We start from the raw sequence: 25,603 nt of genomic DNA on the forward strand, positions 1-25,603 counted from the left end.
ATGAACCTTGACAAACTTGAGTTGCTGGTTCAAGGCAGTTCAAAAAAGCTGTACGCTACGAACAGGCCGAGTTACGCGATTCTTGAATTCACGGACGACGCAGGCAATCCCCGCGAATCGCGCAAAACCTCCTTTTCTGGAAAAGGTGAAATCAATTGTGGTGTTTCGAGCTTCCTATTTCAGTATCTCGAAAACTACCACGTTCCCACACACTTTGTCGAGCGCCAGTCGCCTACAGATATGGCGGTTCGTCGCGTAGAGATGTTCGACATTAAGGCTATTGTATATAACGTCGCGACGGGAGAATTCGCGCGTCGCTTTAGACTGGACGACGGTAGGCCGTTGGACTATCCGGTCGTCGAGTACTTTTTGAAAGACCCCGCGTTGAACAACCCGATGGTCAACGAAAGTCACGCTGTAGCCTTGGGCTACGGTCGTTCCGACGATCTGCGCACGATGCAGCGAATCGCCACCAAGACGAACGCGGTCTTGAAATCGCTCTTCGAACGACGTGGTTTGATTTTAGTCGAGTTTGAATTGGAATTTGGCGACGCGGGCGACCATCTCTGTATAGGAGACGAATTGACCGCTGACACGTGCAGAGTTTGGGATCGTAAAACGAATCGTAAACTTGACCGCGACCGCGCGCTGCAGGATCAGGCCGGCGTCGAGCGCGCCTATCGTGAACTGCTTGAACGGCTAACCAGCGCCGCATAAGATCATGAGTTTTGCTCGCGAAGCATGGCCGCTTGTACTCCCGCCGTTTGTTGTGGGAATCGGACTTCTTTGGTGGAGTTGCGGAGGAACTTCTGTTTGGCCGCAAGTCTCCGGATGGATTCTCGTCGTGTTGGCAATTGCAATCCTGTTGTTTTTCCGTGACCCTCAGCGGACGCCTCCGTCTGACCCGACGTTGGTCGTTTCGCCGGCGGATGGAGTTGTGGTGGAAACTACGACGCTTGACAGCGGTGAGAAGTTCGTCGCGATCTTTCTTTCAGTGTTTGACGTCCATGTCAACCGTGCGCCGTACGGAGGAAAAGTCAAACAGGTGACGAACAAGCCAGGAACGTATCGCCATGCCAATTCAAAGGAAGCTGCGACAGGCAACGCGCGCATCGATGTCGATATTGAAACGACGCACGGCATGATGCGGTTCAGCCAAATCTCCGGACTCGTCGCCCGCAAGATTTCTTGCAGAATAAAGCCCGGAGACACCGTGTCGACTGGGGAACGGTTTGGATTGATTTATTTCGGATCACGGATGGAAATAGTGATGCCCGCCTCGGCGGACATCAAGACAAAAGTGGGTGAACGCGCGGTTGCCGGAGAAACCGTTATCGCGGCGTTTGGCGGGGAACACAAAACAAGGAGCTAAGTTGCGACATCTCGCAAATATATTGACGTCACTGAATCTGGTCTTCGGTTTCTTCTCGATGATGCTTGCGATCGACGGAAGAATCGAAGTTGCCGCATGGTTGATTATCTTGGCTGTCGTGATGGACGCGTTCGACGGAAAAGCCGCGAGGTTTTTTGGAGCGTCGTCACCAATGGGCTTGCAGTTTGATTCGCTTGCCGACGTAGTCTCAATGGGAGTCGCGCCGTCAATCCTCGCTTACGCGGCCGCTTTCCGCGAAGATTCCCTCTTAGGCATGATTGTCTGCACAGTCCCCGTATTGGCCGCCGCCTATAGGCTTGCACGGTTCAATGTCCGTGCTGCGAGCCGGGCAAGCGCGTACGAAGGACTCACGTCGCCGCTGCATGCAAGCCTTATCGCTACCTTCATCTTGATGAATTACAATTTGTGGGGCGGGGTAGTGACACCCGAAGTCTTGGCGGGCCTGCTTGTCGTAACGTCTCTGTTAATGGTCAGCAAGATTCCGTTGGCCGGACTTCCACGGTTCACGTTGCGCGAGCACGGCCGAAACCTCCGTAAAGTCGCGATTCTCGTATTGGCTATTGTCGTTGGTGCGCTTAACCCACCGTTGTTCGGTTTTCCGATCATCCTGATGCTTTGCGTAACCGCGGCGATCGCTGGACAAATACAATCGCGCAAATCGCCGCGTATTCTCGATGAAGATATCTCAGAACCCATTTCCACAGGACTGAAGAAGCTGTGAAAGCAAAAGTCATCGTCAAATTAAAAGACACCGTTTTAGACCCGCAGGGACAGGCGATTCAACAGCTCCTCGAACAACGCGGATATAAGAATATCGCCGATGTTCGCGTCGGGAAGTTCATAGAGTTCGATCTCGACGGCATGAAACCCGAGGATGGCGAAAAGATGCTCGCTGAAATTGCGGACCGTGTGTTGGCCAATCCCATAATTGAATCGTTCCAGATCGAGGCCCAGTGAGCATCGCGGTTATCACCTTTCCCGGTTCAAACTGTGACCGAGATTGTCTGCATGTGTTGCAGAATGTCGTCGGCGCTCCCGCACGCATGGTCTTTCACAAAGACACCGAATTGGGTGACGACTGCACAGGCGTGCTCGTTCCCGGCGGATTCTCCTACGGCGACTATCTGCGCGCAGGAGCACTGGCTAAAATTGCCCCGGTCATGCCAGCCATCAAACGATTCGCCGATGCGGGCGGCCCGGTGCTTGGCATTTGCAACGGTTTTCAAATTCTCTGCGAGGTCGGACTGCTTCCCGGAGCGCTGATGTTGAACAAAACGCTGCGGTTCATCTCGCGCCACGTTGACATGCGTGTTGAGAGCAGCGATACGTTATTCACCCGGTATCTGTGGCAGGATCAGATCATTCGCATGCCCATTGCGCACGCGGAAGGCAATTTTTTCGCCGATCCCGACACACTCGCGAAACTCTCTGCCAACAACCAAATCGTTTTTCGCTATGTTGGACCTGAGAGACATGACGCTCCGGCAGGAAATCCCAACGGCAGCGCCATGTCCATCGCCGGAATTGTCAACGAAGCGGGGAATGTCTTGGGCATGATGCCCCATCCCGATCGTGCCAGTGAGGCCGTACTTGGCTCTACCGACGGTCTACCTATCTTCCGCGCCTTCGCGGAGGCCGCCTTGCATTCCTCTCGAATCGATTTCTCAGCCTAATATGAATCTCGGCGCAAGCGAACTTTTTCTCGTCTTAGTCGTCATCTTGCTACTCTTTGGCGGAAAACGACTGCCCGAAACTGCCCGTCAATTGGGACGCGGTATCCATGACTTGCGTCGGTCTTACCTTGATATTAAGCGCGAAGTCTCCGAACCCTTTACGCAGCCGCATACTACTCAATCCACCGCGAACAAACAGAGCTTGAATGCTCCGCCGAATACCCAGCCCAGAACAGATTCGGAAGAACCCCCGCAGGCTTCCTGATATTGTCAGCCAATCGTTAGCAAGCGCCCGAGAACTTAGCTCTTTGGGTGCTTTTGTGTCATTGTTGGATGACCGTGCGCTTAAGCAAGCTATGCAAGTGTCTGCGCGATTGCAAGCCGGAGAAGAGCTGCCCTTGGGCGGATACGTCGTCGCGGTCAAGGACAACATTGCCATCCAGGACGAAGCACTGACATGCGGATCAAAAATCCTTGATCGTCATCCAGCTACGTTTACTGCAACTGTTGTCGAACGTCTCGAGGCAGCCGGTGCGGTCATTATCGGGAAGACAAATCTCGATGAGTTTGCGATGGGATCGTCGACCGAAAACTCCGCCTTGGGGCTTACGCTGAATCCTTATGATCCCGGTCGTGTACCCGGCGGATCGTCTGGCGGAAGCGCCGTTGCAGTGGCATCCGGAATATGCCATGCGTCACTCGGGAGCGAAACTGGCGGAAGTGTAAGACAACCTGCGGCTTTCTGTGGAATCTGCGGGCTGAAGCCGACCTATGGACGGGTTTCGCGTTATGGATTGGTGGCATTCGGTTCTTCGCTCGATCAAGTTTCGCCGTTTGCTGCTGATTGCAGCGGTTTGTTTGATATTATCAAGGCGATCTCCGGTTCTGATCGGCGTGATGCGACTTCGTCTGGTGTCAAAGTCTCGTCTTCAGCGGCTTTATCCAAACTAAACCGCCCCTTAAGAATCGGCTTAGTCACGGATTTTCTCGAACACGAAGCGTTAGAACCCTCGGTCGCAAAAGCTGCAAATGAGGCGATTGCGGCGCTTGAAAAAGCAGGGCACAAGTTAACACGCATAAGCCTGCCTGACGTCGGCTTTTCTATTCCGGTGTACTACATTGTCGCCACCGCAGAAGCCAGTTCAAACCTTGCCCGTTTCGACGGAGCACGCTACGGTTTTCGCAGTCCCGATGTCACGGATTTGGCATCCGTCTACGATAATTCTCGCGGTGAAGGTTTCGGCAAAGAAGTCCGCCGCCGCATCATGATGGGTACGTATGTATTGTCGTCGGGATACTATGACGCCTATTACAAAACTGCATTGAAAGTCCGCCGCATAATCACGAACGAGCTGCTTGCGGCGCTGAAAGAAGTCGATCTTCTTTTTACGCCGACAACTCCGAGTCCTGCCTTCAAGTTCGGCGAGAAAGTCGATGACCCTATCGCGATGTATTTGTCTGACATCTTCACGGTCCCTGCAAATCTCGCAGGCATTCCCGCGTTGTCCGTGCCGTGGAGCCAAGACGAAAACGGCTTGCCCATAGGTTTGCAGCTCATGGGGTCGCATTTCGATGAGGAGCTGTTGCTCCAGGCCGGAGCGCTCTTGGAAGAACTGAGACCGAAAGCCTGATGCAAGGTTACGAACTAATTGCCGGGCTCGAAATTCACGCCCAACTTCAAACGCGCACGAAAGCGTTTTGCCGTTGTGAAAGCAAGTACGGCGCACCACCGAATACGCTTGTATGTCCGGTATGCTTAGGTACGCCCGGTGCTCTGCCCGTCTTGAATAAAGAAGTCGTTGCTCAAGCGGCAAGACTTGCTTCGGCACTCGGCGCTGAAGTTCATTTGCATTCGCGATTCGATCGCAAGAACTATTTCTATCCCGATCTCCCCAAGGGATATCAAATTTCACAGTTTGACAGGCCTTTCGCGACGGGTGGCCACCTTGAAATAGTCGTCAGCGGATCATCTCGGGTAGTCAACATTACTCGTGCGCACATCGAAGAAGATGCCGGCAAATCCATGCACCTCGAAGACGGTTCCACGATTGTCGATCTGAATCGTTGCGGTATTCCGTTAGTCGAGATAGTATCAGAACCCGATTTCCGTTCGCCGGAAGAGTGCGGGGCGTACTTGTCAGCCATGCGCGAGCTTTTGCGTTTCATAAACGTCTGCGATGGCAACATGGATGAAGGTTCTCTCCGGTGCGACGCAAACGTTTCAGTCCGCAAATTTGGCGAACCGGACTTCCGTGAACGTTGCGAAATGAAGAATCTGAACTCAATTCGCAATGTTGAACGAGCTGTGGCCTCGGAAATGAAACGTCAAATTGAAATCTACGAGAGCGGCGGTACGATTCAACGGCAAACATTGCACTGGGACGAACAGGATGAACGCCTGATTCCGATGCGCGTGAAGGAAGGTTCAGATGACTACCGCTATTTTCCTGAGCCCGATCTGCCCGAACTTAAAATCACGCAAGCATACGTGGATGACATTCGCGCTGCTATGCCCGAGTTGCCCGAGTCCCGCCGCAGAAAGTACCGCGAATACGGGTTGCATGAGGAAGCTGTCTACCTTTTGGCCACGGATCGAGGTTTGAGTGATTACTTTGAGGCCGCGATCGTCAATGGCCGTTCGCCCCTGACCGTGGCCGCATGGGTGCAAGGTGATATTCAACGCATACTAAAAGAGCAAAATCTCGACATCACGGATTTCAAAGTCGAGCCAAGTCGCTTGGGCGACTTAATTGATGCGGTGGAATCAAAGAAGATAAACCGCACGACTGGGAAAGAGCTTTTGCGCACGATGTTGTCTGACACACGTTCCGTCGCAGATCTGATCAAGACAAGCGGCGCTCAGCAAATTGGGGACACCGACAAGATTCGCGAAATCATCATGGGTGTTCTTTCTGCAAGTCCGGACGAGCTGGCAAAATACAAAGCAGGCAAGACCAAAATGGTCGGCTATTTTATGGGGCAGGTCATGCAGGCCACAAAGGGGCAGGCCGACCCCCAGTTGGCTAAAGACCTATTGATGGAAATTCTTAACTCGCAAAGTTAGGGAGACAATGCAACTAATCTCACTTCAAATATCGGGTTTCAAATCGTTCGCCAACGAGACGAAAATCCAATTCGCTCCCGGCGTAACAGGCGTGGTCGGTCCCAACGGGTGCGGCAAGTCCAACGTGGTTGACTCGCTACGTTGGGTTCTCGGCGAGCAGCGCTCTTCCGTATTGCGCGGCGAACGAATGGAAAACGTAATCTTCAACGGAACGGTAAAGCGCAAGCCCTTGAACTTGGCTGAAGTGCGTGTGAAATTTGACAACACGAGCGGCCGCATTAATCTTCCGTATACGGAAATTGAAATTGCCCGGAGACTGCATCGCGACGGCACGAGCGAATACCTGATAAACAACAATTCCTGCAGACTTCGTGATATCACGGATATGTTGCAGGACAGTGGATTGGGACCGAACGCGTACACGATTCTCGAGCTGAAAATGATTGAGGATATTTTGCGTGAGGATGGAGAGGGGCGCCGTCAACTCTTTGAAGAAGCGTCGGGAATCGCGAAGTACAAATTGCGTCGCCGCCAAGCGCTCTCAAAACTCTCACAAACTGAAGATGATCTGTTAAGACTTGCCGACATCATCGCCGAAGTTGAGCGTCAGGTTGCCTCGCTGAAGCGGCAAGTCAGTCGCGCCAAGCGCTATCAAGAACTGACCGCTGAGTTGAAACGATCGGAAATCGCGTTCTCTGTTCATGAGTTTGACCGGTTAGAAGCTGAGCTTCAGCCGATGCGCCAAGCGCTTTCAGATGCATCCGGGCACGCGGAGGGCAGCAATACCCACTTGCGTCAGTATGAAGCCAAAGTCGAGCAAATGCGCACCGAACAAATCGAGAGCGACCAAAAACTCTCGCAGCTTCGTCAAGAACTTCAAGAATCCGTCGCGGCAATTTCCGCGCTTGAAGCGGAGAAAGCTGGCGCAGAAGCTCGTTTGAGCGCCGCCAAAGAGGGACTCGACCGAGCGCAAAGGCAGGTCATTCTCTCAAAAGATCGTCTGAACACGCTCATGCTAAGGAAGGAAAGCCTTGCAAAAGACCGTTCAGAAGCACAAACTGAGCTCGAGGCCGCCCAAGCACAGGTAGACGAAGCGGAGAAGAAGTTTCAAGCCGCGCAGTCTGCTCTGAAATCACTTGAGTCAACGTACAAGGAAACTGACGCACAGCTTGCATCGCGGAATAGAGAGCAAGCGTCGCTTGAAAGTGAGCGCGCAAAACTGCTTGAGGCTGTGGCCCGTCAAAAAGGCCGCAGGGAAACGGCGTTTCAATCCCGCGAGCAGATCGCACAGGAGAAACTCGATCTGGAGAAACAAGAAGGCGATCTTGCTGTCCGATTGAAAGATGCAGAATCGGCAGTCGCAAATGCGAAGGACGCGCAAGAGAAGCACTCTGTCTTTGGCGAGTCTATTGATTCGCGCAAGGCAGAGCTAAGCTCCCGAATAGACGAAACGAGCAGACTTCTACATGCGACGACATCGCATATCAACCTATTGCAGACTCTCGAACAGCGTGGCCCGCGTGGAACGTCACAACTAAAGCTGTTGCGAGACAAGCTCAGTTCACCGAAACTTGTGGCGGACTTTGCCGTAGTAGATGAAAAGTACAGTCGCGCCATACATGCGGCACTCGGAAATTCGGCTTATCATATCATGCTCGAATCCGAAGGTGATATGCACGACGCTCTAAGCGTACTTCAATCTTCCGAAGCCGGAAAGTGCGGATTCAAACTGCCCTTCACTTCTGAGCCGCGGACAAAAAGGGAAGCACCGGATGGCAGTTTGGGTTGGGCTTTCGAATTTGTGGATAGCGGCGACGAGAGCTCTGCACTAAGAGTTCTTCTTGAAAACTGCTTGCTTACGCAATCCTTGGATGCTGCCCTGAAGCTGCGAGACTTCATTGCCGAGCATCGTTGTCGGGCGGTTACTTTGGACGGAGATTGGCTCGACTGGACCGGGCTATGCTACGCCGGAAGCCTTGAGAAGGACACGCCCAGCGACCTTGGGCTGCTGCGGCAAATCGAGAAACTAAAGGAGACTCTCCAAGAAGTACAATCTGAACGCGCAGCACTGAGCGAGCAGTTTGAAAACACCAAGCAGTCTCATGCGGAATGGAAGAGCAAACTCTCGGAACTAACCGCTGAAACTCAGAAGTTGTCTGACTCGGTTGCGAAGCTCCGCTCCGAACAGCTTCGCTTTGACACCTTGAAATATGCCCTTCACCAACGCGATGAAGCCGCGGTAAAGCTGATCGCCGAGAGCGAAGAGTCGGAGCGCTCACTTCGCAGCGATATTGACCGCCTCGTCGGAGCGTTAGATCAAAGCCGGGCAGCGATTGCCGAAACACAAAAAGAAATTGAAAATCTTTCCGAGGAAGTGTGGCAAGCTCGGCAGGAAAACGGCAGTGCCCGCGACGCATATCACGATCGCGCCCGCGCCATGGACGCGGTCAGGCATCGCCTGCAGTTGCTGGACGCGGAAGCCGAACGTTTGGCGTCGACGGAAACCGAGTTGACGGAAACGATCCGTACGAACACGGAACAAGGCGAGTCGTCGGCAAACACGATCTCGACGACGGAAAACCTTCTCCGCGATGTGGCAGTCAAACTCAAAGAACTTTTTATTACTCGAGATGCGCGCTACAAAGTAGTTGATGAAGCGCAGCGAAGCAAGGACGAGGCCTCCGGTGAAGTCCGCGCGATGGAAGATCAACTCAAACGTCTGAGATCGAGTCGAGAGGCCGCGATCGAGGACCAACGCAAAATCGAAATATCCATCGCCAAGATCGAAGGCGAACTCGAATCGCTCGTCATGTCCGCGAGAAATCACTACAACCTCGAACTGTCCGGCCCCAATGCCGCGAGTCTTGCTGAGTTTCGAGAAGTTGAGACCAGTGCGGAGAAAATAAACGATCTTAAGACAAAGATCGACAACCTCGGTACGGTCAACTTGCTTGCGGTCGAAGAATACGACCGCGAAACTACGCGCCTCGATGAAATGCTGGCTAATCGCTCCGATTTGCTTGCCGCCAAAGCTACTCTCGAAGAAACCATTGCCAAGATAAACGAAACAGCCGAAGCCAAGTTCTTACATACATTCGAAGCCGTTCGCGCGAATTTCCAAACGTTGTTCTCGGAGTTCTTCCCGGCCGGGGAAGCGGATTTGATTTTGAGCGGCAAGGACTTGCTGGAAGCGGACATTACAATGTGGGCAAACCCGTCCGGAAAACGGCTAAAATCGTTGACTTTGATGTCCGGCGGTGAGAAAACGATGACGGCTATTGCGCTGCTATTCTCGCTTTATCAAGTCAAGCCGTCGCCATTCTGTGTGTTGGACGAAGTGGACGCCCCGCTCGACGACGCGAATATTGATCGCTTCACCCGCATGATTCACCGGCATAGCGACCACACGCAATTTATCATGATCACTCATAACAAGCGCACGATGGAAATCGCTGACAACTTGTACGGTGTGACCATGCAGGAAGAAGGAGTTTCCAAAACGGTATCTGTACGGTTGCTGAAAGACTCCCAAGTTGGAAAGCAGGAGGTTATTCCGGCGACCGCCGAATAGGAGGAGAATATGCGAAGGTTGCTGTTCTCGATTGTTGCTGCAATTTGGCTCGTTTCCTCCGCTGCGGCTTTTGCGGCGGGAATCGACATGGACGTCGTATGTTACTACGGCGACGGAGAACTAACATATACAGAGTTAAACGTCGGCATTCAGCGCAGTTCGATTCTCTACAACGCGCTTGGCGACGACAGTGTCGCAGCGGAGTTCACGGTCATAGTATCGCTGAGCCGGAATGACACGACGTTTCTTTCCGATACTCTGGACACGAAGGACCGCGCACGTCGCGATTCGACGGCTTCGACGGGAGCGTATTTCCCCTATGTATTCAGATATTTGTTGACACCGGGTGAGTATGACGTATTAGTCGAGCTTCGGCAAGAGCGCGCGCAGCTATTTAGGTCGATGGATGACTTGATTCAAGTACCGAAATTCGGTGAAGAAACGCCCATTTCGGATTTGGCACTCGGCGCGGAACTTGAGTTTGGCGCGGAACCTTCGCGCTACACGAAGAATAGCGTCAAGTTCGTTCCAAACCCTTCGCGATTCTATGGCAGTGAAATGCCAATGCTCTATTACTACGTGGAGCTATATGGCCTGAACGGTGACAGTTCTTCAACTGATTCGTTGACGGTAACTCGAATGGTCGTGGCTTCCGACCGTGGTGAATTCGCAAAGAATCCGAGCGTAAGAAAGTTCGCTAACCTTGCGAACTCAATGGTTGTGGCGGACGGTTTCCCCGCATATACGCTACACACGGGAACATATAAACTCAAACTTGAAATCGACTGTCCGGGACAGCCTGCCCGCAAGGTTTCAAAAAAGTTCTGGGTTTTCCGGCCGGAAGATTTGGCTGAGGGTCGAGAGTTTGAAATGGACCCCGATCTCTCGGCTCAGATATTCAGCTCGGATCAAGACATTGTGATGACCATAAGTCCTGATAGCGGCGTCGCGCTCATGCAGCATTTGCTCACTCAAAAGGACATGCGCCGAGTTCGCAACATGGATCCCGAGGGCAAACGTCGTTTCATGATTGAGTACTGGAGCAAGAACTACCCGGACGACCCCAATGCGGCCAACAAACACTTTGCTCGGGTGGCTGAAGCGAACCGCCGCTACAGTTTTCTGAACAGAGAAGGGTGGAAGACTGATCGCGGCAGAGTTCTAATTATCTACGGTGAACCTGATCAAATTGACCGCCGTTACGCGGATGCCGCAGGATTGGACCATGAAATATGGTATTATGACAAGCTCGAGGGCGGAGTATTGTTTGTTTTCGTTGACAGGTCTGGATTTGGCGACATGGATTTGGTGCATTCGACCAAACGAGGTGAAATCTACAATCCGGATGCCCTCTACACACAGCAAAACCAAAATCCCAAGAGCAAGTTGATCGACCAAACACGAGGTTTGCGTGACTGACATTGCGGTACAAACACATGACCTTGGAAAGACCTACCGCGACGCGAGCGGAAGCTCTGTCGTAGGCTGTAAGGACGTGAATTTTTCGGCGCGGTACGGGACGATCTTCGGTGTGCTGGGTACGAACGGAGCAGGGAAGACCACGACCTTGCGAATGTTGGCCACGATGCTTGTTCCCACGCAAGGAACAGCGACCGTAGCCGGGCATGACCTCGTACAATCTCCTCAAGAAGTCCGCAAATCGATTGGCTTTTTGTCAGCGACAACAGGTATTTATGGCAGGCTGACGGCCAAGGAAATGCTCCAGTATTTCGCGGCGCTGCATGGATTTGAAAGAGATGAGGCAAACCGGCGCATCGCCGAGGTTGCGGACCTTCTGGATCTACATGAGTTCTTGGACCGCCGTTGCGAGAAACTCTCCACGGGGCAAAGGCAGCGCGTCAGTATTGGGCGCACCGTGCTCCATGATCCGCCAGTCTTAATATTTGACGAGCCAACCAGTGGCTTGGACATTCTTGCCGCCGCGCAAATAGTTCAGTTCATGCGCGATAGCCGCGCTCGGGGAAAGTGTGTTCTGTTATCAACACATGTGATGCGCGAAGCCGAGTTACTCTGTGATGAAATGATCCTGATCCACCAAGGTGAAGTGAAAGATCGCGGTCGTGTCGAAGATTTGCAGCAGCGGCACGGCAGCACTCAACTCGAAGTTGTCTTCCTTCGTGCAATCGGCGAAAATTCGTCGGCTTTTCACGACTAAAAGTGGCCTTGCCTTTGCGAAAATAAAGGCGATGGACAAAAAGTTAGATTTCTCACGCGGACTATCACAAACTTCCGCCTTTGGTCAGGTAGAATGGGCAGCCGTTCGAACCCTGTTGCTTGCGCTTGAATACCGTGACGCCGCGACGTATCATCATAGTTTACGAGTTGCTGAGTTAGCCACTCGGGCCGGACATACCCTGGGATTGAGCCTCCATGTACTCGAGGAACTTAATCTCGCGGGGCTGATGCACGACATCGGCAAGATTGGTCTTCCCGACAGCGTGCTCCAAAAGGCCGGAAAACTATCCAAGAACGAACGCGGTCTGGTGACGTTGCACCCAGAACTCAGTGCGAAGATTCTGGCACCGCTGCCTCGGTTTGACCGAATTCGCGAAATTATTGTTCAGCATCATGAACGCTATGATGGAACCGGTTACCCTGAAGGTCGGTTTGACGATGAGATTCTGATCGAAAGCCGTATCTTGGCCGTCTCCGATGCTTTTGACGCGCTTTGTACCCAAAGACCCTACCGCGATCCTCTTACAGCCGAAGAGGCGATGGGATGGATCGAAAGCGAAATTGGTCGCCAGTTCTGCCCTGTTTCCGCACAGGCTGTTCTACAGGTGGTAGAGACCCAGATGTCCGAGGGGGAAAAACCGGGCGGCAACAGTAAGCTCGAATTGGACTCCTTTTCACAACGTGGAAACTTGTCCGAGTATGCAAATTACATATTATTAAACACTTAAAATTATTCGAGTTTTTGCGCCCGCTTGTTGCAATGTACTGTTTGGACTTGCGCAAGCCATTGCCATTCCTTATATTAGGTTCTGTTGCTACTGGAGTGAATTAGGAGCTAAATGTCCCATCGTTAGAGGTTTCTTCAGGCATTGCCTGTTTGTTCGTCCCTATTGTGATGTTGAGTAAACCCTCTAACGGCGGTGTATGCATGCTCCGGTTCGTAACATTTTGTTGCCGAACGAGCGTCATGCTCCGTTCGGCTTTTGCTTTTCTATGACCAACAGTATCGCACGAAACCTAAAAACGCAACTTCTGTTGCTTTCCATTTTGTCCTTGGCAGGCGATGTTCTGGCCACCGGATTGTCTACGGTTGCCTCTGACTCGCGTCACCTGTCGTTGGAGTGGAGCACGGACGTAACGTTTGCTTCCATGCAGCGCGAAAGTGACTGGTCATACCTTTTGCCCAATGCGGATTGGCGCCCCGAAGGTGATGCGCAGATTCCCGTGCAGGTGTTTCTGGTGGCGTGTCCCATCGGCTCGACGCCCGAGCTTTCCGTGAAGGGAATTGATTATTCCGAGTTGCCGGTACCGCTGCCGGTAAACGAATTTGGTCGCACCTCCCTCGGTCAGCGTCGTGTTGCCGCGAGAATCACCAACGTTTCTCGCTGGCGCGGTTTCCAAATCGCCACGGTTGAACTGAGATTGGCGGAAAGCACCGCGACTGGAGCTAATTTGGCTAAGTCGATTCGCCTCGAGATCAGGTTTGCCGGATCAGCTCAGCCCGATGCGCCGTACGATCGTGAACAAAGATTCCTTCCGGGCTATTGCATAAACGGCGCTCAGGCTACCAAGTGGTGGCAGTTGGAGCGTCCCGGCAGACAGGCCTTGGACAACGTGTCTGCGTCGTGGCCGGATATTCAACTATATAAGTTGGGTACTACCGAGGTGGGCTTGTATGCGATGACTGCCGATTGGCTCCAACTTCAGGGAGTACCTGTTCTCGGAGCACAGTCGTCTCAAATTCGCATGTTCGGAAACGGCGGCCGCCTGCTTCCTGCGGGTCTCCTTAGCGTGCCCGACTCGGTCTTGCGCGAAATTTCCATCATCGTGGAAGACGGGGGTGACGGCACGATTGATCAGGGCGACCGGGTTCTTTTTTACGGCGAAGGCCTAAAGGGCTATGATTATTGTAACGGCTCTCACTTGGACGGTTTGGGACATGCAAGCCCGTATGCCACGGAGAATGCATTTTGGATCGGAGTCGATCAGTCTGGCACGTCCGGCCTGAGGATGCAATCGATTACACCGCCGCCAAGTTCGACGCAAGTTGCGCAGTTTAGGGGCAGATCATATCTCGACCAAGAACAGTTCATTTACGCGTTGGGACCGTTCCAATCCAACTCTGGCTTGATTTGGTATATGGCAACGATTGATCCTCGAACTGAACGGTCTTTTTCGATCAACCTTGAAAATGCCACTACCGGTGCAGGCAAGCTCAAGTTGCGTATGGACACCAATGGCGGCACCGGTTCGAATTTGGTCATTTCAGTGAACGGCCGCACCGTCAGTTCCGGCGTTGTGACGACTCCCCTTGTGTTGGACATTGCCGAAGGAGTTTTCGAGCCGGGCAACAACACGGTAACGATCACGAACAACACGGACCGTCAATTTCTCCTGAATTTTATTGAGGCAGAGTTTGACAGGTCACTGCAAACGTCGCTTGGCACCCTTGAGATTCAGGCACCACAGGCGCAAACGGGTTCTTTCAACTATTCTACGAATCTTGGTGCCGATGCCTATGTATTGGATGTGACAAATCCACTGGCACCCAGAGTGTCACGCGGATCGGCATACTCGGATTCATCGTACGTATCGACCCCTCGGCGGTACTTTGCCGCCAATACGGCAAGAACACGCCTACCGTATTTTCGCGGTCGCAAAGTTTTTGACGCCGCGGACTACACAAGACTCCGCGACGTCGACAATGAGGCTGGCATCGTGATTATCACGTACGACGATTGGTACGACGCTCTCGAACCTCTTATTCAGATGCACGCCGACTATGTTGAAGAACCTCTGCATGCCGTTCGCGTGAAATTGTCAGATATTTACGACGAATTCGCTTGGGGTGTCACCGATCCAACCGCGATCCGCAATTTCTTGAAGTACACCTCGGAATACTGGCGGGGAACTTCAGGAACTGCCGAACCTCCGCGATACGTATTGTTCGTCGGAGACGGAGACTTTGACTACCGCAACATACTTTCCAACACGGACGACAATTGGATGCCGCCGTGGGAAGATGGCCAGTCTTGTTCCGACGACTACTATGTGGAATTCGACAACAATAGCTCGACGCTCGAAATGATCTCCGGGCGCTGGCCCTCGCAAAGCGAATCGGAAGTGCGTGCGATTGTCGAGAAGACGGTGGATTATGCAAATCAACCGCTTTACGGTCCGTGGAAGAATACGGCGACATTTGTTGCGGATGACGAATGGAAGAACGGTGGTTGTTCAGAATCGGTCCATACACGGGACTCGGAAAACCTGATCAACAACGTCTTGCCGGACTATTTTACGTTTCGTAAGATCTATGAAATTTTCTATCCGTTCCGTCAGTCGTCTTCAACGTCACAGAAACCCGACGCGACTCGCGACTTGCTGGAGACGATTAACAATGGAACCTTGTTAATCAACTACGTCGGGCACGGCAACGAGCGTGTCTGGACGGATGAGCAGCTCTTTGTAATGGAACGCGACAACGGACTTATCGACAATCCGCGAACTTGGCCGGTAGTCGTAGCCGGTACTTGTACGTGGGGAGGATTTGACCGGCCCAACGAGCGCTGTTTTCCGGAGTTGCTGCTGGCAGGCAACAACGTCGGTGCAGTGGCATGTATAGCCGCGACGCGTTATACGTTCGTCTCACAAAATCAAAGCCTGACCGAGCAGTTTTACACGGAAGTCTTTCGGCAGGGAATAGAGCGGCGCAGAAGCATCGGCGAGGCTATGCTGATAGTCAAGCCGCAGCGTGGGTTCAATAACCTTTATCATACGCTCGGGAATCCCGTCCTTCGTTTGGCAACACCTGAATATTACGCCTTTGTCGAAAGCCGGGACGATTCGCTTCAAGCGGGTGGACTTTTTCATTTGAGTGGTTATGTCTCGCGCACTAACGATCTTATTACCCAAGACTACCAAGGTCCGCGCCGTCGCACTTTGAACGATGAAGTTTGGTCGGATTTTCAAGGCGTCGTAGAGGCCCGAGTCTTTGATTCCGAGGATTCCGCGGCCTACTATTTCCCGAATCCGCAAGATTGCAGTATCCTTAACACGGCTCCGTACTACTACGGGCTTCCCGGCAACGCGATTTTTCGCGGCCGGTCGTCCATTGTGAACGGCAGGTTTGACGTCACGTTCCGTGTGCCTCGGGATATTCAATACGGCGGCGAGAATGCCAAGGTCAGCCTATATTTCTTCGGCAAGTCCGAAAGTGAAAATGACAGTGCGGACGGAATAGGTATTGAACGCCCGCTCAGGATTGCCAGCGAAGCTGCCGCGGTCACAGATACGGTACCGCCGCAGATTGGTGTATGGCTCGAGAATTCATCGTTCCGCAGCGGCGATCAAGTAGGACGTTCTCCGCTTCTGATCGTACAGCTCTCGGACGAATCGGGACTCAATCTTTCCGGCGAGGTCGGGCACAAGATTACGGTACGAGTAGACGACGCCCAGTCTGAAGACATAACTCAGTTTTTCAATTACGATGTGGACAGCTATACCGATGGCGAGCTTTCCCGCACAATCGGTCCATTGTCCGAAGGCGCGCATAGACTGACCGTTGAAGCGTGGGATTCATTCAACAATCTGAATCTAACTTCGTTGAACTTCGTCGTCGGCGAGTCCTCGGAGGAAGGCTATGCCGTTCGCGACGTTTTGAACTGGCCGAATCCAATGGCATCGGAAACGTTTTTCACGTATGCTCTGACTCAAGACGGCACGAGCGACGTCAAGATAAAAATTTACACTTTGACTGGAAAACTCGTCGACGAGATCGACGGGTTGGGAACACGTCAGTTATATAACAGCAACAGCACGCGTCCGTGGCATGGCCGCGACAAAGAGGGTCACGAGCTCGCCAACGGAGTTTATTTCTACAAGGTTATTGCCCGTCACCAGCGCGGTTATTCCGCCGAAGCCACGGGCAAGTTGGTTATTCTACGCTAAGTCAGATTACAAAAATATAATGCAGGAGAACGCATGAAGAAGTGGATGTTAGCGGTAAGCGTTGCCATAATCGGCGCAATCACGCTTCCGGTTCACGCCGCCAGTGTCAGCCAGGCGACGCTGCTCTTTTTGAAGATCGCTCCCGGAGCGCGTCCGGCCGGTATGGGTGAAACCTTTGTCGCAATCGCGGACGATGCCACGGCCACGTGGTGGAACCCGGCCGGCCTGGGCTTCCAGCATAAGAACGAAGTCACGATGATGTACTCGCGCTGGCTGCCGCAATTCAATCTGTCCGACCTTTATTATGCTTTCATCAGCGGCACCTACGAAGTGCCCGAATGGGGAACATTCGGAGCGAACATTGTCTTCCTGAATCTCGGTGAAACCGTGCGTACGGACGCCCAAGGCAATACTCTCGGCACGTTCTCTTCGTATGAAATGGCGGTTACGGGTACGTATGGCGCACTCATTGATCAAAACACCTCGATGGGTGTTGCTTTGAAGCTGGCCTACAGTAACCTTTCGCCCGTAGGTGCCGGTGAAGAACAAGGAAAAGGCGTTGCTACTGCAATCGCCGCCGACCTCGGCCTTCTGCACAAAGCTACGTTTATGCCCGGTCTGTCGCTGGGCGCGAACTTGTCCAACATGGGTCCTAAGGTTTCCTATATCGATCGTGCTCAGGCTGATCCGCTGCCGACGACGTTGAAGTTCGGTATGGCATATAAGATTCTCGATCAAGAATACAACAAACTTACGATTGCATCTGACATCGACAAAGAACTTGTGAAGCGTGATGAGTTCGGTCAGTCGGACGAGTTTTACGAAGCGTTGTTCTCCGCGTGGGGCGACGGAGATTTGGTCAAGTCTTTGATTTGGCACCTTGGAGCCGAATATTGGTATTCGACTCTAGTGGGTCTTCGCGGCGGTTACTACAATGACCATCTGGGCCGCGTATTTCCGTACACCTTTGGCGTATCTCTGAAGTACAGCACTTACCGATTTGACTTCAGCTATTTGACCGCCGGCGAGAATCACCCGCTGACGGACACGATGCGCTACTCACTATCTGTGGATTTCTAAACTGAGCCTTCGCATCTTCTTAGTCTTGGCATTCTCCCAAGCCATCGCTTGGGCCATGCCGTTTGCTCCCGTTTCGGAAGGGCGGGGCAGATCGTCGTCGCTTGATGAACCGTGGCCGGTGAATCAACCTATTCGCCTTTGCGCAATTCGAGTGGATTTTGTTCCGGATGAAATGACGGGAACAACCGGCGACGGCACATTCGGATCGGGCTTCCCGGACACATTGATCATCGATCCTCTTCCGCACGACAAGCAATACTTCGAAGACCACCTGTCGTTCTTGGACAACTATTTTTCCTATGCCTCCAAGAACAACGTGACCTTCAGCACAAAAGACGTCTATCCTGCGGGCGACAACACGGCCTACAGACTGCCGTATCCGATGTGGCACTACAATTTCAATTCGGATACCGCGCTGCTGAACCGCCGCTTGGTCGAGTTGTTTGCGGAGGCGACAACCCTGGCCGCGCAAGACGTCGATTTCGGTCAATACGACGCCATTGTTATTTTCCACGCTGGCGTCGGCAAAGATTTTAATATTGGCCTCGACAACACACCGTTCGACATTCCGTCCGCTTACATTTCTCAGACCGATATTCAGCGTTACGGCGTTGCGGTCCCCGCAAACGTCACGCGCGGAATTTTGCTCCCTGAGGGCCAAAATCAAGCTGAGACACTCGAGTTTGAAATCGAGCTGTCTCTGAATGGCGTGATGGTCAAGCTCTTTGGCAATTGGTTAGGAATGCCCGATCTCTTCAACACGGAAACCGGTGCCAGTGGTATCGGTCGTTGGGGAATGATGGATCAAGGTTCCGGCAATGTCAACGCTATTGTCCCTGCTTTGCCGGACGCGTGGTCGCGCGTTTTCATGGGCTGGTCTGAAGCGCAAACGGTGATTCCGACCGGCACGGGGGATTCAGTCAGTGTCGCGCGCTTCGGTGTGGCAGGCGCTCCGGAAGTTCTGAAAATTCCTGCACTGCGCGATGAGTATTATCTTATCGAGAACCGCGACGCCGACGCCGACTCAATTGGTTATGTAACGGTCTATGACCGCGACGACCGTCAGATGCGGTTTTACGAGGACGGCAGTATCGGAATCGAAGAGAACTTCCGAGTGGCGGTTCGCGCTTCCCATTACGACTACGGAATTCCCGGCAGCGGAATCTTGATTTGGCACATTGTCGAAAATGTCATCGACGAAAACTACGCGACAAACCGCATCAATGCGGATCCCGACAATCGCGGCGTCGAATTGGTGGAAGCTGACGGTTCGCGTGACATCGGCCGTGAATACGGTTTCGCTACGGTTGGTTCCGGCACGGAACTCGGCATACAAGAAGATTGCTGGTATCGTGACAACCGCGATCACCGTGACGCCAACGGCGGTACGATATTCGTGCGCTTCAATGACAACACTCATCCTTCCGCCCGCCTGCGTGACCACAGCTTCACGGGTTTGGCGTTAAGCGACTTTACCGACGTGGGCCCGATCATGTCCTTGCGCGTCAGAAATTCCACGACGCTCGAGGGTTTTCCACTAACTTTATCGCCGCACGCACGCTGGTGCACAGCCGATCTCGACGGAGACATGCGGCAGGAAATGTATTTCCAGTCGAACGACTCACTATTTAAGTTTGTGGACAGTATTCTCGTATTTAAGATGCGTGTGCCTGTGGACGCGCAATTGTCGCGAGGTCAGTTTCAGAATCTTATGGGGCCCGGCATACTGGTGTTTACGAATAACACGATTGGGTTGGTCCGCGAGACAAATGGCGAATTGGATTCTCTGTTTAGAGAAATTCCACCGGAGCTGAATTACGTCTCCGGTCCGTACGTTTGCCAGGATTCACTCGGCAACGTTCGGATCGTCGTGCAAAGCATCATTGATGACCACTTGTACCTCATGTTGTACGACGAACAGCTTGAATTGAAAGACATGGTTACTGCTACGGCCGGCTTTGTTACAAATGTTGATCCGCCTCCGACGCACCGTTTGTTCCTTTTGGATGATCGTAACTACGCCAGCGTGATATCGATAAACGATGAGCTCACGTTTGATTGGACAGTGGATCTTCAGCAAAACTCGACCCTGAGCAATTTCGCCATTGTCCATGAACCCGGACGCACGACCATTTACGACGATGCCTTCGGCTATTTTGATTCCGCTACGGGCGAGATACTGTGCGCACCGCCGAGCTGTTTACCTCCGCAGGTTGATTGGGACGGAGACGGGCGCATAGATGGCGGCGGACCGGACGGCGCAGATTACACACCGCGCGAGGACTTTACATTTATAAAGAGTGGCGTGAAGCATATTCACGACTTGAATTTTGACGGAATGCCGGATATCTTTCAGGTTCTTGAAGGCAAGGTAACAAACGGAGAAACTTCTGGCTGGCGAGTTTCCGGATACGATCACCAATCACGCATCTATTCCGGGTACCCGTTGGTTGTAGACGGATCGCCCGTGCTATTGCGGCTAAATTTTGACGAACGACGCTATCATATCTTGACCGAAGTACGCACGGACGAGTATGCACGCTTTTCTGTATCCCGTTTGCCCACCTTGGCTGATGGTACGCAAGAAGTGACTTACGAAGCTCCCGACAATGTTATCATCATAGGTGAGTCACGCCCGCAAGTCCACGACCGCGAAGATTTTGCCTATGTCTGGCCGAATCCCTCGAGCGGCATTGCGAACATTCGCTTGACCTTGCCTTACGCTGCTGAGGCCGACGTAAACATCTTTGACTTGGCAGGAAGACGAATCGCACAGCTCACTGGCCGTTCAAATGCCGCAGGGCCCTTCGAAATTCAGTGGAATACTCATTCAGTGCAAAGCGGCGTCTATATCGGCCGAGTCGAGGCACGCGGCGGAGGTCAAACCTCCAAGGCCGAACTTAAGATTGCGGTGGTGCGGTGATGCTAAGAACACTCCTGCTCCTGCTTTCACTGTCGGCCGTATCTTTCGCCCAGCTTGTTGAGTTTAATCGTCCCAATCTGAAATGGGAAACCTTTGAAACCGAAAACTTCGTCATCTTATATACCGAAGGTCTCGATGAAGTCGCCTATCTCGCCGCGGACATCGCCGAAGAAGTCCATGACCCGCTGTGCGAAATCTACGATTACTATCCCGATACGAAAGTCTCATTGATCTTTTCCGACGAAGACGATATCGCAAACGCGGGATCGTATTTCCAGTCGAACAAAATAAAGTTCTACGCGACGTCAATGGCTTGGGATTTCCGCGGCACGCACAACTGGCTGCGTAATGTCATCACGCACGAATATACCCACATGATCCAATTGGGATCGGCGCGTAAATGGCGGCGCAATATCCCCGCGTTTTACGTGCAAGCGCTTGGTTACGAACCGGAACGCCGCCCTGATGTCCTTTATGGCTATCCGAATGCTTTGATAAGTTGGCCGCTCCCGTCGGTGACGATTCCCGCGTGGTTCGCGGAAGGTACGGCTCAGTATCAGTTTAACGGAAGCGGCTACGATTTTTGGGACAGTCATCGCGACATGCTCTTGCGGCAAGCGACCTTATCAAATCGATTGCTGACTTTCGAGGACATGGGATTTTTCGGCAAAACAAGTCTCGAATCCGAAGGCGTCTACAATCAAGGCTATGCGTTGACGAAATACATAGCGGACCACACCGGCGGTGCCGAAACTCTTGGCAAAATTTCACGCAAGATGTCGAGTCCGCTTCCAGTGACTCTCAACGACGCCATCGGCTCCGTAACAGGTAAGCCGGGCATTGAATGGTACAGGGAGTGGAAGTCTGAATTGGAACTCAAGTATGGAGCGGTGAAAGCCAATCTCGATCCGTATTTTTCGAAAGCGGATACGCTCGAGAAAAAAGGATTCGTCGGTGCCTACCCGAGATTCTCGCATGACGGCTCTAAGTTGCTTTTCATATCAAACTCCGGCCGTGACTATTTTGGCCAATCCTCGCTCTACGAGTATGATGTCGCCAAAGACTCAATAGTTCTTCTTGCACCCGGTGTCCAAGGGACGGCCACTTGGCTTCCTGATGACCGTGGTGTGATTTTCGTGCGTCGCTCGACTGCCAACAAGGAAGGCGCGTTGATGCACGACCTGTACTACTACGATTTCGCGAAGAAAAGGGAATGGCGGCTTAGCGCAGGATTGCGCGCCGAATCCGCCGACGTCAGCCCCGACGGTAAACTCTTGCTCTTTACGATCAACAAGGCCGGCCAAAGAGAAATTGCGATTGCGCCGATACCTGATCTAAGCCGCAAACCAAAACGACTCCTGACCGAAGATGACGTGATCTTACGTTTCCCGTCACTACCTCATGAGCAATACTACATCCCCCGCTGGTCGCCGGACGGAAAACAGATAGCCGTCGCGCACCACCTTCGCGAGGGCCGCAGCATTCGGGTCTACGATTTCGACTCGGCGCAAAACACGTTGACACTTGCTCACGAGTACGAAGGTAAGGGAGCGGAGCTGCGTGACCCATCATGGAGCGCGGACGGAAAGAGTCTGTATGTTTCCTACGACGAATCAGGAATCGCAAATATTTACCGTCTCGACTTGGAAAGCGAAAATCTCGAACGGTTAACAGTCGTGTTGGGTGGCGCGCTCTACCCGGACATGAATCAGAACAAGCTCGCTTACTCCGAATTCTGTCAAGACGGATTTCGAATTTGCGTGCTGGATTCCGTGATTCCGGTCAGAGTGCCTCGCAGTTCTTTGGATGAACTTGGACTCGATTACCTTGAACGTGTTCCTCATAAGGACGTCGCACTTCGCGGCACTCCGCGTGAAGCGGCTCCCTACACGCCGCGATTCGAAAGTCTTTACTGGTTTCCGCGCATAGCATTCGATTATAACACATTCAAGCCGGGAACCTATCTAGTCTTGAATGACGTCTTGGATAAAATGACATTCATTGGCGGCGCAGCAGTAAACCAAAAACGCGAATATGATCTCTATGGACTCGTCGAATACAAACAGTTTTATCCGACGATTTTCGCCGAGTATTTCAACATTCAGAGGCGATTGACTTCTTATTTTGCCGACTCCAGCCGCATCGTCGGCGAAGACGATCTGGGCGGAGTGCTGACGCCTGTTTACGATCAGTACCGTATTCGCTATCGCTACAACTTGAACGAGATAAGCGTTGGGCTGGGAATCCCGATTGTTGGTGCGTCAAATATCAAAACGCGCGCAACCTACGACCAATATGTCGCGCACAACAGATTCGACGACGAAACCAGCGTGAGCCTTTCTTACTTCAGAGGCTGGTCGTGGAAGACAGGCTATTACACAGACGCCAGAAAGCCCGGATTGTTGACGGAGATAAGTCCCTCGAGCGGTTATCGCGGCTATTTTGAGTACACCCGCGCCAATCATGATTTCATCAAGGATATCGAGATCGGCGGTGACGCGGTTGGTTTGAAGGAAATCTATGATCCGAACAACTACAATTTGTTTGATCTTGGGTTCGAAAAGTACTTACGTTCGCCAATCAAGGATCATTCGGCGGAACTGCGGTTTCACGGTGGCTTGATCACCGAAGCCGTTGATCCGTTCTTCTATCAATACGCGGGCGGCTTGCCGGGAATGCGCGGCTACTCATTCTACAGCTTGGGCGGCACTCGCACGGCGGTTGGAACTTTGACCTACCGATTCCCACTTGTCAAACGCGCCGCGCTCGGACTTTGGCCGTTTTCTGTCAATAGACTCTATGCCAATGTGTTTGCTGATGTGGGCGACGCGTGGGTTGGTGACTACAAGGATCGCGATGTCAAGAAAGATGTCGGCGCGGGACTGCGCATGCAATTGCATTCGTTCTATTCCTACCCGACAGCCATTTCTTTTGACGTAGCCTACGGCTTGGATAAGTTTGACGTCGTCGAGGACGACGTTACCACAACATACGGTAAGGAACTTCGCTACTACCTGACCGTATTGTTTGATTTCTATACTCCGATCATTCCGCCTGCTCGTCATCCGTCGAGCTGTGGATGTTCGCATTGTTCTCACAATTAATAACATTCAACATATTTGGAGATTGCCATGCGCTCTTCGAAACTGAATCGAATTCTAATCCTGCTGATTTGTCTCGGTCTTGTACCGGCATTCGCATCGGCCGAAGGTCTCTCGCTTTCGCCTCATCGCGCGCAATTTTCCGCGCCGAGCTTTGATCAGGCATCTGCCGACGAAACAACGACGTCTCCTCAGCTTACCGGAAAGAAGAACATCGGACGCGCTGCGATGTTCAGCTTGGTTATTCCCGGAACGGGACAATTGTATACCGGTTCTTGGCTGCGCGCGATTCCGTGGTTCGCAGTTGAAGTCGCCGGCTGGGCTTTGTTTTCGCAGTACAATTCGCAGGGCAACGATAAGACCACCGAGTTCGAACACTATGCGGGCCCGTGGCAAAACAATGATCCGAATGCCGGAAATTTTAACATGGATGCTTACTTAATGCGCGAGTATCAAGTGGCCGTTAATGACGCATGGTCGCCGGACCCGTACACCGGTGAATACGGCGACTGGCGTGACTTGAAGTGGACGGACAGAAATCCTCACCTTCCCGCGCCTTATACCCACGACATTCTGACGGGTGACCGTCAACAATATTACGAAATGATTGGCAAGTACTACGATCAATTCGGCTACGGATGGAATGATACTTATGAAGCCGGAGCAGTCGTTCCAGGCGGCGGCGAGTTTATTTGGGGACCGAGCGGCGATGAGATTGCGACTTGGTTCTTTGACGGCTCAAGTTCCATGTTTTTCACGTACCGCGACATGCGCGGCGATGCTAACAAGCTGCTTGAAAAGGGCAATACGATGATGGAGCTTGTTCTCGTCAACCACGTTTTGTCCGCCCTCGATGCTGCATTTGCGGCCCGCCGCGTGAACCGCAAGGCTGAGTCGGCCGCACTCGGCTCTATGGACCTGCGTTACGACATTCGTCACACGATTGAAGGTGATGACGTGCGCTCACTGACTCTCAGCGTTCCGCTTCCGGGACTTAAATAGAAAATGATCTTGCAAAAACGGTCGATTCTCCTTCTTGCGTTCGCCGCGCTCTTCCTTCTTCCTCCGGTTTCATATTCTGCGGAGAAGAAAGGGCAAGCTGCGTTCCTTAAGTCGCTTGTTATTCCTGGCTGGGGACAATACGAGAACGGCCGACCGACTCATGCGCTGGCATTCTTTAGTGCTGATCTTTTGTTTCTCGGCGCCGCCTTATCGCTGAATCACAACGGCCGACAATTGCGGGACAGTTATGAAGCCTTTGCCGCAACACATGCCGGTGTAATAGGGTCACACGGAAAAGACTTCTACGTCGACGTGGCCAATTGGATGAATGTGTACGACTTCAACGATCAAAGAATGTCTGAACGAAATTTCGGTGCGCTGTACGACACGTACTCCGAGTACTGGTCATGGGACAGCGACGCCGATCGAGCCCGCATGGACCAAATGCGGGTAGATTCCGACCGTTCATATAATCGAGTCGTTTTCGCGGTTGCCCTGATGGGTGTCAACCATATCGTGAGCGCGTTTCATGCCGCAAGGCTGCAAACTCAAATGTCGGGAAAACTCGGCGAGAATTCAGGATGGAACGTAACCCCTCAAAGAGTGCGCGGAGGCGGAAAGGTCAACTTCTCTCTCTGGTGGTAGCTGCCTGA

The 25,603-nt window shown here is 52.6% G+C and carries 18 protein-coding genes; all 18 read left to right on the top strand.

What is annotated here, in order from left to right:
• The 18 genes from H6507_03985 to H6507_04070 all read left to right on the top strand — a co-directional run bounded on the left by H6507_03985 (window position 1) and on the right by H6507_04070 (window position 25,595).
• On the top strand, window positions 1-717 hold the full coding sequence (locus tag H6507_03985) for a phosphoribosylaminoimidazolesuccinocarboxamide synthase (GenBank protein MCB9368252.1): 717 nt from the start codon (window positions 1-3) through the stop codon (window positions 715-717).
• 4 nt (window positions 718-721) lie between these two features.
• Window positions 722-1,372 carry a phosphatidylserine decarboxylase family protein gene (locus tag H6507_03990; GenBank protein ID MCB9368253.1) on the top strand — a complete coding sequence of 217 codons (651 nt, stop codon included), beginning with the start codon at window positions 722-724 and terminating at the stop codon, window positions 1,370-1,372.
• A gap of 1 nt (window position 1,373) precedes the next feature.
• A complete protein-coding gene (gene pssA / locus H6507_03995; GenBank protein MCB9368254.1) occupies window positions 1,374-2,114 on the top strand; it encodes a CDP-diacylglycerol--serine O-phosphatidyltransferase in 741 nt (246 codons plus the stop codon).
• A complete protein-coding gene (gene purS, locus H6507_04000) occupies window positions 2,111-2,350 on the top strand; it encodes a phosphoribosylformylglycinamidine synthase subunit PurS (GenBank protein ID MCB9368255.1) in 240 nt (79 codons plus the stop codon). Before pssA ends, purS begins: the two co-directional genes overlap by 4 nt.
• Complete coding sequence (gene purQ / locus H6507_04005) at window positions 2,347-3,066, top strand: phosphoribosylformylglycinamidine synthase subunit PurQ (protein MCB9368256.1); 720 nt, start codon at window positions 2,347-2,349, stop codon at window positions 3,064-3,066. The genes purS and purQ overlap by 4 nt, the downstream gene beginning before the upstream one ends.
• Window position 3,067: 1 nt before the next feature.
• A complete protein-coding gene (locus H6507_04010) occupies window positions 3,068-3,331 on the top strand; it encodes a twin-arginine translocase TatA/TatE family subunit (GenBank protein ID MCB9368257.1) in 264 nt (87 codons plus the stop codon).
• Complete coding sequence (gene gatA / locus H6507_04015) at window positions 3,273-4,697, top strand: Asp-tRNA(Asn)/Glu-tRNA(Gln) amidotransferase subunit GatA (GenBank protein ID MCB9368258.1); 1,425 nt, start codon at window positions 3,273-3,275, stop codon at window positions 4,695-4,697. Before H6507_04010 ends, gatA begins: the two co-directional genes overlap by 59 nt.
• Complete coding sequence (gene gatB / locus H6507_04020; GenBank protein MCB9368259.1) at window positions 4,697-6,130, top strand: Asp-tRNA(Asn)/Glu-tRNA(Gln) amidotransferase subunit GatB; 1,434 nt, start codon at window positions 4,697-4,699, stop codon at window positions 6,128-6,130. Before gatA ends, gatB begins: the two co-directional genes overlap by 1 nt.
• Before the next feature lie 7 nt (window positions 6,131-6,137).
• Window positions 6,138-9,701: a chromosome segregation protein SMC gene (gene smc, locus H6507_04025; protein MCB9368260.1), complete on the top strand. Its 3,564-nt coding sequence runs from the start codon at window positions 6,138-6,140 to the stop codon at window positions 9,699-9,701.
• A 9-nt stretch (window positions 9,702-9,710) separates the two neighbouring features.
• The gene (locus H6507_04030; GenBank protein MCB9368261.1) at window positions 9,711-11,120 is read left to right on the top strand and encodes a GWxTD domain-containing protein; all 1,410 of its coding nucleotides are present in this window, start codon (window positions 9,711-9,713) and stop codon (window positions 11,118-11,120) included.
• A gap of 1 nt (window position 11,121) precedes the next feature.
• On the top strand, window positions 11,122-11,877 hold the full coding sequence (locus tag H6507_04035; protein ID MCB9368262.1) for an ATP-binding cassette domain-containing protein: 756 nt from the start codon (window positions 11,122-11,124) through the stop codon (window positions 11,875-11,877).
• Complete coding sequence (locus H6507_04040; protein ID MCB9368263.1) at window positions 11,828-12,625, top strand: HD-GYP domain-containing protein; 798 nt, start codon at window positions 11,828-11,830, stop codon at window positions 12,623-12,625. Before H6507_04035 ends, H6507_04040 begins: the two co-directional genes overlap by 50 nt.
• A 196-nt stretch (window positions 12,626-12,821) precedes the next feature.
• Entirely contained in the window at window positions 12,822-16,844 is a 4,023-nt protein-coding gene (porU, locus tag H6507_04045; GenBank protein MCB9368264.1) for a type IX secretion system sortase PorU, read from the top strand.
• Window positions 16,845-16,877: 33 nt separating this feature from the next.
• Entirely contained in the window at window positions 16,878-17,924 is a 1,047-nt protein-coding gene (locus tag H6507_04050) for a PorV/PorQ family protein (protein MCB9368265.1), read from the top strand.
• Window positions 17,925-17,949: 25 nt separating this feature from the next.
• On the top strand, window positions 17,950-20,847 hold the full coding sequence (locus H6507_04055; protein ID MCB9368266.1) for a T9SS type A sorting domain-containing protein: 2,898 nt from the start codon (window positions 17,950-17,952) through the stop codon (window positions 20,845-20,847).
• A complete protein-coding gene (locus H6507_04060; protein MCB9368267.1) occupies window positions 20,847-23,951 on the top strand; it encodes a PD40 domain-containing protein in 3,105 nt (1,034 codons plus the stop codon). The genes H6507_04055 and H6507_04060 overlap by 1 nt, the downstream gene beginning before the upstream one ends.
• A gap of 27 nt (window positions 23,952-23,978) precedes the next feature.
• Window positions 23,979-24,950, top strand: a complete 972-nt coding sequence (locus H6507_04065) for a hypothetical protein (GenBank protein MCB9368268.1) — start codon at window positions 23,979-23,981, stop codon at window positions 24,948-24,950.
• A 3-nt stretch (window positions 24,951-24,953) separates the two neighbouring features.
• Complete coding sequence (locus H6507_04070) at window positions 24,954-25,595, top strand: hypothetical protein (GenBank protein ID MCB9368269.1); 642 nt, start codon at window positions 24,954-24,956, stop codon at window positions 25,593-25,595.
• Window positions 25,596-25,603: the final 8 nt, after the last annotated feature.

It is taken from the genome of Calditrichota bacterium, assembly GCA_020637445.1.
Taxonomy (GTDB): Bacteria; Electryoneota; RPQS01; order RPQS01; family RPQS01; genus JABWCQ01.

Excerpts from the sequence above, each read along its gene's own strand:
- H6507_03985 (MCB9368252.1), top strand. The coding sequence starts at position 1 with ATGAACCTTGACAAACTTGAGTTGCTGGTTCAAGGCAGTTCAAAAAAG.
- H6507_03990 (MCB9368253.1), top strand. The coding sequence starts at position 722 with ATGAGTTTTGCTCGCGAAGCATGGCCGCTTGTACTCCCGCCGTTTGTT.
- H6507_04010 (MCB9368257.1), top strand. The coding sequence starts at position 3,068 with ATGAATCTCGGCGCAAGCGAACTTTTTCTCGTCTTAGTCGTCATCTTG.
- gatA (MCB9368258.1), top strand. The coding sequence starts at position 3,273 with ATGCTCCGCCGAATACCCAGCCCAGAACAGATTCGGAAGAACCCCCGC.
- gatB (MCB9368259.1), top strand. The coding sequence starts at position 4,697 with ATGCAAGGTTACGAACTAATTGCCGGGCTCGAAATTCACGCCCAACTT.
- smc (MCB9368260.1), top strand. The coding sequence starts at position 6,138 with ATGCAACTAATCTCACTTCAAATATCGGGTTTCAAATCGTTCGCCAAC.
- H6507_04030 (MCB9368261.1), top strand. The coding sequence starts at position 9,711 with ATGCGAAGGTTGCTGTTCTCGATTGTTGCTGCAATTTGGCTCGTTTCC.
- porU (MCB9368264.1), top strand. The coding sequence starts at position 12,822 with ATGCATGCTCCGGTTCGTAACATTTTGTTGCCGAACGAGCGTCATGCT.
- H6507_04050 (MCB9368265.1), top strand. The coding sequence starts at position 16,878 with ATGAAGAAGTGGATGTTAGCGGTAAGCGTTGCCATAATCGGCGCAATC.
- H6507_04060 (MCB9368267.1), top strand. The coding sequence starts at position 20,847 with ATGCTAAGAACACTCCTGCTCCTGCTTTCACTGTCGGCCGTATCTTTC.
- H6507_04065 (MCB9368268.1), top strand. The coding sequence starts at position 23,979 with ATGCGCTCTTCGAAACTGAATCGAATTCTAATCCTGCTGATTTGTCTC.
- H6507_04070 (MCB9368269.1), top strand. The coding sequence starts at position 24,954 with ATGATCTTGCAAAAACGGTCGATTCTCCTTCTTGCGTTCGCCGCGCTC.